General features: G+C 73.8%; 6 protein-coding genes and 1 pseudogene. 3 read left to right on the forward strand and 4 right to left on the reverse strand.

The window, feature by feature from the left end:
- Positions 1-223: 223 nt before the first annotated feature.
- Positions 224-1,888 carry an ABC-F family ATP-binding cassette domain-containing protein gene (locus AN218_RS32155; protein ID WP_070020560.1) on the reverse strand — a complete coding sequence of 555 codons (1,665 nt, stop codon included), beginning with the start codon at positions 1,886-1,888 and terminating at the stop codon, positions 224-226.
- 435 nt (positions 1,889-2,323) lie between these two features.
- The gene (locus tag AN218_RS32160) at positions 2,324-2,659 is read right to left on the reverse strand and encodes an ATP/GTP-binding protein (protein WP_070020554.1); all 336 of its coding nucleotides are present in this window, start codon (positions 2,657-2,659) and stop codon (positions 2,324-2,326) included.
- Between the two features lie 226 nt (positions 2,660-2,885).
- Here AN218_RS32160 and AN218_RS32165 point away from each other — a divergent pair, with 226 nt between their 5' ends.
- Complete coding sequence (locus AN218_RS32165) at positions 2,886-3,929, forward strand: LLM class flavin-dependent oxidoreductase (protein WP_070020555.1); 1,044 nt, start codon at positions 2,886-2,888, stop codon at positions 3,927-3,929.
- A 118-nt stretch (positions 3,930-4,047) separates the two neighbouring features.
- Here AN218_RS32165 and AN218_RS32170 read toward each other — a convergent pair whose 3' ends face one another.
- Positions 4,048-4,440, reverse strand: coding sequence for an SCO5389 family protein (locus AN218_RS32170; protein ID WP_070020556.1), 393 nt, complete (start codon positions 4,438-4,440; stop codon positions 4,048-4,050).
- A 232-nt stretch (positions 4,441-4,672) separates the two neighbouring features.
- On the opposite strand from AN218_RS32170, the gene nucS reads away from it, so the two are divergent.
- Together nucS and AN218_RS32180 are read left to right on the forward strand one after the other, a co-directional pair.
- A complete protein-coding gene (nucS, locus tag AN218_RS32175) occupies positions 4,673-5,344 on the forward strand; it encodes an endonuclease NucS (protein ID WP_070020557.1) in 672 nt (223 codons plus the stop codon).
- A gap of 235 nt (positions 5,345-5,579) precedes the next feature.
- The gene (locus tag AN218_RS32180; RefSeq protein ID WP_070020558.1) at positions 5,580-7,250 is read left to right on the forward strand and encodes a hydrogenase maturation protein; all 1,671 of its coding nucleotides are present in this window, start codon (positions 5,580-5,582) and stop codon (positions 7,248-7,250) included.
- 81 nt (positions 7,251-7,331) lie between these two features.
- Here AN218_RS32180 and AN218_RS37315 read toward each other — a convergent pair.
- Positions 7,332-8,602 (reverse strand): annotated as a pseudogene (locus AN218_RS37315) (hypothetical protein); the annotation flags it as partial.

An 8,602-nucleotide genomic window follows, 5' to 3' on the forward strand; every position in this document is an offset into this window, starting at 1 on the left:
CTCGGCGTGCACTCGGCTGGGGATCTTCCACGCGGGGATGGCGTCCGCGGAGGACCCGAAGTACACGGTCGTACCGCAGCGGGAACGGCTGCGGCGGCGTGCACGGGACGAGCGGGACCAGAAGGACCAGCGCGAGGAGCGGACGTAGCAGGAGGCCGGACCGGACCGGGGGGGGCGGCCGGGCGAGAGTCCGCCCGCCCGGCCGGCCCCTCCCGCCACCGCCTCAGTCCGTGAACTCGCCCTCCCCCGCGAGCAGTTCGCGTACCTCGTCGGCGTCCGTCTCCCGCAGCCCGCCCTCCCCGGCGAACAGCCAGCGCTCGACGCCCACCGCCTCCAGGAAGCGCAGATCGTGCGCGGCGATCAGCAGCGCCCCCTGGTACGAGCCGAGCGCGCCCGTCAACTGCCGTACGCCGGAGACGTCGAGGTTGTTCGTGGGCTCGTCCAGCATCAGCAACTGCGGTGCGGGCGCGGCCAGCAGCATCGCGGCGAGCGCGGCGCGGAAGCGCTCGCCGCCGGAGAGCGTGCCCGCGAGCTGCTCCGCCCGCGCGCCCTTGAACAGGAACCGGGCGAGCTGGGCGCGGATGTGGTTCTCGGTGACGCCGGGCGCCGCCCGGGCGACGTTCCCGGCGACGCTCAACTCGTCGTCCAGTACGTCCAGGCGCTGCGGCAGGAAGCGCAGCGGCACCGGCACCTCCGCCTCGCCCGCGAGCGGTTCGAGCTGCCCGGCCAGGGTGCGCAGCAGCGTCGTCTTGCCCGCGCCGTTGCGTCCGACGAGGGCGACACGTTCGGGTCCGGTGAGCTGGAGGTCGGTCTCGCCGAGGCTTCCGTAGCGGGTGCGCAGTCCGTGCGTCCGCAGCACCGTCCGGCCCGACGGCACGGCCGTGTACGGCAGTTCGACGCGGATCTCGGCGTCGGCGCGCACCGCGTCCGCCGCCTCCTCGCGCCGCTCGCGCGCCTCGTCGAGCCGCTCCTCGTGCAGGCCGCGCAGCCTGCCCGCGGACTCCTGCGCCGAACGCTTGCGTTCACCGGCGACGATCCGCGGTGCGCGCCGCTGGGCGTCCGCCTTCCGGCTCTCGCGCCTGCGGCGGGCCAACTTGACCTGGGTCTCCTCCAGTTCGCGCCGCTGGCGGCGTACGTCGGCCTCGGCGGCGCGCAGCATCCGCCCCGCCGCCTCCTGCTGGACGGCGACGGCCTCCTCGTACGCGGACCAGCCGCCGCCGTACCAGTTCACCGCGCCCGCGCGCAGCTCCGCGATGCGGTCCACGCGCTCCAGCAGCTCGCGGTCGTGGCTGACGACGAGGAGCACGCCGGAACGCCAGGAGTCCACGGCCTCGTAGAGGCGGCGGCGCGCGAACAGGTCGAGGTTGTTGGTCGGTTCGTCCAGCAGCAGCACGTCGGGCCGCTCCAGCAGCAGCGCCGCCAGACGCAGCAGCACGGTCTCGCCGCCGGACAACTCCCCTACGGTGCGGTCGAGTTCGACGCCGTCGAGGCCGAGGGAGCCCAGCGTCACCAGGGCGCGTTCCTCGACGTCCCAGTCGTCGCCGACCGTCTCGAAGTGCCGCTCGTCCACGTCGCCCGCCTCGATGGCGCGCAGGGCGCGGCGGCGCTCGGCGATGCCCAGGGCTTCGTCGACGCGGAGCGCGGTGTCGAGGGTGAGGTTCTGCGGAAGGCAGGCGACCCTGCCGCCGGCGGTGACCGACCCCCGCGCGGGCGTGAGCCGTCCGGCGAACAGCCCGAGCAGGGTCGACTTGCCGGAGCCGTTGGCGCCGACGAGGCCGGTGCGGCCCCGGCCGACGGTGAGGGAGAGCCCGTCGAAGACGGTGTCGCCGTCGGGCCACCGGAAGGTCAGTCCGGAACAGGTCAGGGACGGTCCGGTGTGGTGGGACACGGTGGTGTCGCGGGCGTGGGCCATGGTGATCTCGCAATCGCTGCGTGGCGGTCGGGGCTACGTGTGCGAGCACCACGCGGCGGCGGAGCCGTGGAGATCAGGAGAACCGCGAGGGTCCGGATCCGCGGAGATCCCGGAGATCCCGGGGAGTCCGGCGGAGGGTGCGGGTCCTGGCCCGGCGAGGGGCGGGGGGGGGACGGCTCGTGCACCGAGGTCGCGTCCACGCGGTCACGGGCGGCGGGATGGCCGGCTCGGCGTGACTCCCGTACGGACGGTGCCGTACGCGTGGTGATCGCGGACCTCAGATGCGCAACGTCCACCTCAATCGGAGACGACAGGACCCGTGAACCTTACCGCGTCGCCGGGGGCCGGTGCGGAGCGCCGGGGACGGTCGCCTCCGGGACGCGAGGAGACGGAGCGACCGCGCTGCGGACGTCAGTAGCGCGGTGCGTTGCGCGAGCGCTGCACCCGCGCCCCGCGCCGATCCCGCGCGCCCCAGCAGGACTTGTGCCAGTGCCGCCGGTCGTCGACGTCGCCCAGCCGCGGCCACGCCACCACGTGCGGTACGCCGGGCGGGATCTCCTGGTCGCAGCCGGGGCAGCGGTAGCGCTTGCCCGTCGCGCCGCCGACCTGCCGTACGGCCCACTCCTCGCCGCGCCACTCCTCGGTGCGCTCCAGCCCGTACCGCAGCACGGGTTCGTCCGCGCCGCCACCGGTTGTGGACGACGGCTTGGCTGCACCGCCGCGGGGGCGGTTACGACGCGGCGACAACGGAAGCACCTCGGAACTTCGGTACGGCGGACGGGCGGAGTGCCTCCACAGTAGCCACAGATTCCCCGCATACCCGCAGTCCCGGTGTGAGGACGGTCCGAACCGGCCGGACGGGATGACGCGTCCTGCCGTTCATCGGAAGAATCACCGGCTCAACCCCGTGCCCATGGCACGTGTCAGGCGTTATTGCCTGAAGGAGCCGCACAGCTCAAGAGGACGGAGCAGCATGCGAGTTGGAGCGTTCGTGCTGGCCGCGCAGTTCCCCGGGCAGGGCCATGGCGAGCCGCTGCACCGCACTGTACGGACGGCCGAGGTGGCGGAGGAGTCGGGGCTCGACTCCGTCTGGCTCGCGGAGCATCACTTCGTCCCGTACGGAGTCTGTCCGTCCGCGGTGACGCTCGCCGCGATGCTGCTGGGGCGCACCCGGCGCATCGGCGTCGGCACGGCCGTCTCCGTGCTCCCCAACGCGCATCCGGTCGCCCTCGGCGAGCAGACCGCGCTGCTGCATCTCACCAGCGGGGGACGGTTCACGCTCGGCGTCGGACGCGGCGGCCCGTGGATCGATCTGGAGGTGCTGGGCGGCGGTCTCGACGCGTACGAGAACGGCTTCCCGGAGTCGCTGGACCTGCTGCTGCGCTGGCTGCGCGAGCCCCGCGTCGGCGCGGACGGCGAGCGGCACCGCTTCCGCGAGGTCGACGTGGTGCCGCGCTGCGACGAGCCGCCGGACTCCCCGGAGGGCCCCGGCGTGGTCGTCGCCTGCACCTCGCCCGGCAGCGTCCGGCTCGCGGCGCGGCGCTGTCTGCCGATGCTGCTCGGGATGCACTGCGACGACGAGGAGAAGGCCGAAGTCGTCGCGCTGTGGCGGCGCGAGGCGCACGAGGCCGGACACGATCCGCTCCGGATCGAGCAGGCCGCGGCGCTGCATGTCTCGGCGGGCGTCGCCCAGGTCGGCGACTCCACCGCGGAGGCGGTGGAGTCGCTGACGAAGACGATGCCCGAGTGGTTCCGGCAGGGGCTCGGCGCACACCGCACGGTCGACGACCGCGAGCGCAGGATGCGCGACCCCCTCGCCTACACCGAACTGCTCTGCAAGCTGCACCCCGTGGGGACGCCGCGGCTGTGCGCCGACCGGCTCGCCGCGACGCACGAGCGCACCGGCATCGGCCGCTTCGCGCTCCTCGTCGAGGGGACCGGCGATCTCGCCGCGACGGAACGCAACGTGCAGCGGCTGGGCGAGGAGGTTCTGGCCCTTCTCCCCCGGGCGCGGTAAGCCCCCGGAACCTCCCCGCCGCACGCCGTTCCGGCACCGGCGGTCCGGTCGCCGGCGACACGCCGCCGCCGCTCACGGGAGCAGCGGCAACGTGACCCCGGAGGCCGGCCGCCGGCTGTCAGCAGTCGCGCAGAGCCGGCGACTGGTTGAGCAACTGGCCCCGCACGGACGTGAAGCGGGCCAGCCTCTCGTCCACTGCTGTGTCCAGCGGGAAGACCGCGACACGGTGGCAGTTCTGGAAGGCGAGCCGGACTCCGAAGTGACGTTCCAGCGCACCGCGTATCGCATCGCTGGCGAGTGCGCGCAGTAGCTGACCGCGGGCCTTCTCGTCGGGCGGCGGCGTCTGGTTGTCGGCGAACTCGCCGCCGTCCACCTTGAGCCGGGCCACCAGGGTGCTGACCATCTCCCAGGCGTACGGGAGAGACGTACGTACACAGTCGACGAAGTCACGCTCGTCGACTTCGCCCCGTTCTGCCTGTGCCAGCAGGGCCGGTGAGACGTCGAGCGACATGGGTTCTCCTCTCGCGACCCCATGGGGATTCAGGGGTCTTCCGGATGGATTGGAAGGGACCCGATCGGCGCCGGGTGATCACACGACTCCGCACGGCGACACCCCCCATCGTTAACGGTAAGGGGCGGACAGTTACCGCACCATGCGAATGGGCATACATCCGGCCACAGTTGAAGAGGGCCATCCAGGGGCGAATCGCATCGCGCGAACGTGTCCAGTAGCGTGACCGCTCATGCGTCTCGTCATCGCCCGGTGCTCCGTCGACTACGCCGGCAGGCTCACCGCCCATCTCCCCCTGGCTCCACGGCTGATCCTGGTCAAGGCCGACGGCTCGGTCTCCGTCCACGCGGACGACCGCGCCTACAAGCCCCTCAACTGGATGTCGCCGCCCTGCACCGTGAAGGAGGCGGAGGACGGCACACGCTCGCTGTGGACGGTGCAGAACAAGGCGGGCGAGAAATTGATCATCACCATGGAAGAGGTCTTGCACGACTCCTCCCACGAACTCGGCACGGACCCCGGCCTCATCAAGGACGGTGTCGAGGCGCATCTCCAGGAGCTGCTGGCGGACCGCATGGAGACCCTCGGCGAGGGCTGGTCGCTGATCCGCCGCGAGTACCCGACGGCCATCGGCCCGGTCGACATCCTCGGCCGCGACGAGGCGGGCACCACGGTGGCCATCGAGATCAAGCGGCGCGGTGAGATCGACGGCGTCGAGCAGCTCACCCGCTATCTCGACCTGCTCAACCGCGATCCCCATCTCGCCCCGGTCAAGGGTGTGTTCGCCGCGCAGGAGATCAAGCCGCAGGCCCGTGTGCTCGCCTCCGACCGCGGGATCGGCTGCGTCACCCTCGACTACGACGCGCTGCGCGGCATCGAGGACGACAAGCTCCGGCTGTTCTGAGCGGACCCGGCGCGGGGACGGACGCCGAAGGCACAGCGACCGCCGAAGGCACCGCGGACGCTGCCGGAGACCGGCCGCCCCTGTTGGGCCGTTCCTCTGAAAAGCACACGTCCGTACGGGTCTTGTCCCTGTCACACGCCTCCCGCCACGGGCCCCGGCGCCGCACCCCCGGCTAGCGTCCCGGCTGCCTGCGCCGGGGGGAGGCTCCCGGCCCCTCGGACCCGGGAGTCATGCGGTGCGAATCCTGCTCGTGGCCAGCGCCTTCAACAGTCTCACCCAGCGTGTGTACGCCGAACTGACCGACGCGGGCCATGAGTTGGACACGGTCTGCGGGGGCGGCGACGACGCGGTACGGGAGGCGGTACGCCGGCACCGCCCCGAGCTGGTCGTCGCGCCGATGCTCACCACGGCGATCCCCGAGGACGTCTGGTCGCGGCACGTGTGCCTCGTCGTCCACCCGGGACCGCCCGGCGACCGCGGCCCCTCCGCCCTGGACTGGGCGATCGACGGCGGCGCCCGCCGCTGGGGCGTGACGGTGCTTCAGGCGGACGCCGAGATGGACGCCGGCGACATCTGGGCCACCGTCCCCTTCACGGTGCCGGAGGCCGGCAAGAGCGACGTGTACCGCAACGAGGCGGCCGACGCCGCCGTCGCCGCCGTCGGGCTCGCCGTGCACCGCTTCGCCTCGGGCAGCCACAAGCCCTCGCGTCCGGAGGACTGCGGGGCGCGGCCGGTGTGGCGTCCGTATCTGCGCCAGGAGCGGCGCCGCATCGACTGGGCGGCCGACTCCACCGACACGGTGCTGCGCAAGCTGCGGGCGGCGGACTCACGGCCGGGCGTACTCGACGAACTCCTCGGCGCACAGTGGTACTTGCACGGCGGCGAACGGGAGGACGCGCCGCGGCCGCCCGGCACGCCCGGTGCGCCGGGCGACATCGTGGCCCAGCGCGCGGGCGCCGTCTGCCGTGTCACACGCGACGGCGCCGTGTGGATCCCGCGGCTGCGGCCGCGGCGCGTACCGGGCGGCCCCGCCACGTTCAAGCTGCCCGCGGTGTACGCCCTGGGTGCGCGCCTGCCCGCGTCGGTGCCGGAGGTGCCCGCACCGCTGGAGCAGCCGGCCGAGGGCATCGCGGGCTGGAGCGACATCCGTTACGAGGAGCAGGGGGACGCGGGCTTCCTCTGGTTCTCCTTCCCCGGCGGCGCGATGAGCACGGACCACTGCCGCCGGCTGCTGTCCGCGTACCGGCACGCGCTCTCGCGTCCCACCCGGGTGCTGGTCTTCGGCAGCCGGCGCGACTTCTTCTCCAACGGGATCCACCTCGCGGTGATCGAGGCCGCCGACGACCCCGGCGCGGAGTCCTGGGCCAACATCGTCGCCATGGACGACCTGGTCGAGGCCGTGCTGCGCACCACGGACCGGCTGGTGGTCTCCGCCCTCGGCGGCAACGCGGCGGCCGGCGGCGTCATGCTCGCCCTCGCGGCGGACGAGGTGTGGTGCCGGGACGGCGCCGTCCTCAACCCGCACTACCGGCTGATGGGTCTGTACGGCTCGGAGTTCTGGACGTACACACTCCCCCGCCGGGTGGGCCGCGAGGCGGCGGAGCGCATGATGTGCGAGGCGCTGCCGCTGAGTTCACCGGCGGCGGCCCGCGCCGGGCTGGTGGACCGTCTGCTGCCCGTACCGGCCGCGGAGTTCGCGGCCGAGGCGGTACGGACGGCGGCCCGGCTGGCGCGCACCCCGGAGCTGGACGCGCGGGTCGCCGCCAAGGCCGCGGCGCGCGCCCGTGACGAGGCGGCCAAGCCGCTCGCGGAGTACCGCGCGGCCGAACTGGCCGTGATGCGCCGCCAGTTCACCGGCCCCGACGAGCCGTACCACGCGTTGCGCCGGGCGTTCGTACGGACGTAGCGACACGGCCGGACGGGGACGCGCACGGAGGCCGCCCCCCGAGGCCGCTTCCGCGTTCTCGTCTCCGCGTTCCCGTCTCCGTCAGGCGGTGAAGGGCGCCGCGGAGCCCGACGGTGCGTCGAGGCCCGCCGCGCCGAGGACGGTGCCGCTGGTCGCTCCGCCCTTGCTGCCACCGCTGGTGCTGCCGCCGCCGGTGCTGTCGGTGCCGCCGCCCGTGCTGCTGCCACCGGTGCTGCTGGTACCGCCGGTGGTGCCTCCGGTGCTGCTGGTACCCCCGGTGGTGCCGCCAGTGGTGCCGCCGGTGCCGGTGCCGCCCGTGTCCGTACCACCGTCGTCGGTGCCGCCGTCGTCGGTGCCGCCGTTGTCGGTCCCGCCGTCGTCGGTGCCACCGTCGTCCGTACCGCCGTCATCGGTACCGCCGTCGTCCGTACCACCGTCGTCCGTACCACCGTTGTCGGTGCCACCGTCATCGGTACCGCCGTCGTTCGAACCCCCGCCGTCCGTACCGCCGTTGGTGCCGGGGCTGCCCGTCGGCGAACCGCCGCCCGAGCCTCCCGCGTCGCCGGGTTCGCTGCTGGAGGGGTCGTCGTCCGGCGCGGAGCTGCTCGCGCTGGGCGAGTCCTCGCTCGCGCTGTCGGAGGCGTCGGGGGACTTGCTGGACTCGCTGGGCGTGCCCGACTTGCTGCTCTCGCCCGTACGCGGGCTGCGGCTGTCCGGGTCGTCGGCGTTCAGCTCGTTGCGGTCGTCCCGCTGCGAGGTCGTTCCGGGCGTGCCCCGGTCCAGGGGTCCGGTGCCGTCGTCCGGCATCCGGCCGAGCCCGATGATCGTCGCGAGCACGGCGATCAGCACCGCGCCCGCTCCCGCGGCGGCCAGATTCCTGCGGGCGCCGTAGGCGACCGACCGGTTCGCCGGATGGACGAGCATGGGGTTGACGTCGCCCGGTCTGGCCACGCCGTCCCCGCGGGGTCCGGCGATCGACGCGGCGACGGTACGTGCCGTCTCCGCCTGGGGATCCCGGGCTTCGCCCCGCCGGTGGCCTCTGAGGGAGGCGGCGAGCGACCGCGTGGCGAGGTCCGCGGGCTCGTACGAGACCTGCTGCGTCCCGGCGAACTCCCCGAACTCCCCCTGCCCGGCGGGCACTCCGTGCTCCGCGTGCTCGCCGTGGACCCCGGTCCCGTACTCCGCGTACGCGCCGTACTGACCGTACTGCCCGTACTCGCCGTATGCGCCCTGGCCGGCGCCGTCGTACGCGGCCGCCGCGGGCACGGCCGCCCCCGGCTCCGGTGCTCCGGTCTCCGGTATGCCGGTCTCCGGTGCGCCGGGCGCCTCGGGCGCGTGCGGCACCGCACCCG

The sequence above is a fragment of the Streptomyces nanshensis genome, from assembly GCF_001751255.1.
In the GTDB taxonomy this organism is placed as follows: domain Bacteria; phylum Actinomycetota; class Actinomycetes; order Streptomycetales; family Streptomycetaceae; genus Streptomyces; species Streptomyces nanshensis_A.